General features: G+C 74.0%; 1 protein-coding gene and 1 pseudogene. Both read right to left on the bottom strand.

What is annotated here, in order from left to right:
- Window positions 1–9: 9 nt before the first annotated feature.
- Window positions 10–225 carry a hypothetical protein gene (locus L687_RS25335; RefSeq protein ID WP_021198594.1) on the bottom strand — a complete coding sequence of 72 codons (216 nt, stop codon included), beginning with the start codon at window positions 223–225 and terminating at the stop codon, window positions 10–12.
- Window positions 225–527, bottom strand: a pseudogene (valS, locus tag L687_RS25330) (valine--tRNA ligase); the annotation flags it as partial. The gene L687_RS25335 and the pseudogene valS, both read right to left, overlap by 1 nt.

The raw sequence follows: 527 nt of genomic DNA, 5'->3' as shown, positions 1-527 counted from the left end.
GGCCGGGACTCAGTCCTGGAAGGGACGGACGACGATCTCGCCGGTCGCGGTCTGGAAGACCTCCCAGCCCGCGTCGAGCTCCGCGATCGCGCGCCCCTCCAGCCACGTGAGCGTCCAGTGGCCCGTGAGGCCCCGGGACTCGACCTCGGCGATCGCCGGCCGGAGGGATGCCGGGACGGAGGCCGGAGCCTCGGACCCGGCCGCCCAGCGCGTGCCCAGCTGCATCAGGAGGCCTCGACCGGGGCGAGCTCGATCGCGGTGACCGCGAACGCCTCGGCCTCGGTGAACTCGAGCTCGGCGATGCGGCCGACGGCGCGGAGGTCATCGGCTGCGGCACGGAGGGCATCGAGCTTCGCTGCGGGGGCGGCGATCGCCGCACGTGAGACCGGAGTCTTCTGCGAGGCCTTCGCCTCGGTCTTCGCGCGACGGATGCCGATCAGCGCCTCGCTGGCCGCGGCGAGCACGGCCGGGTCACCGTCGATACCGAGAGGCGTCGGCCACGCGGCGGTGTGCACGGACCCTTCCTC

Origin of the sequence: Microbacterium maritypicum MF109 (assembly GCF_000455825.1) — a bacterium.
Lineage (GTDB): Bacteria > Actinomycetota > Actinomycetes > Actinomycetales > Microbacteriaceae > Microbacterium > Microbacterium maritypicum_A.
The sequence above is the reverse complement of the archived record's forward strand: the minus strand, read 5'-3'. Positions and strand labels throughout refer to the sequence as shown.

Coding starts and splice junctions, on each gene's coding strand:
- L687_RS25335 (WP_021198594.1), bottom strand. CDS start 225: ATGCAGCTGGGCACGCGCTGGGCGGCCGGGTCCGAGGCTCCGGCCTCC.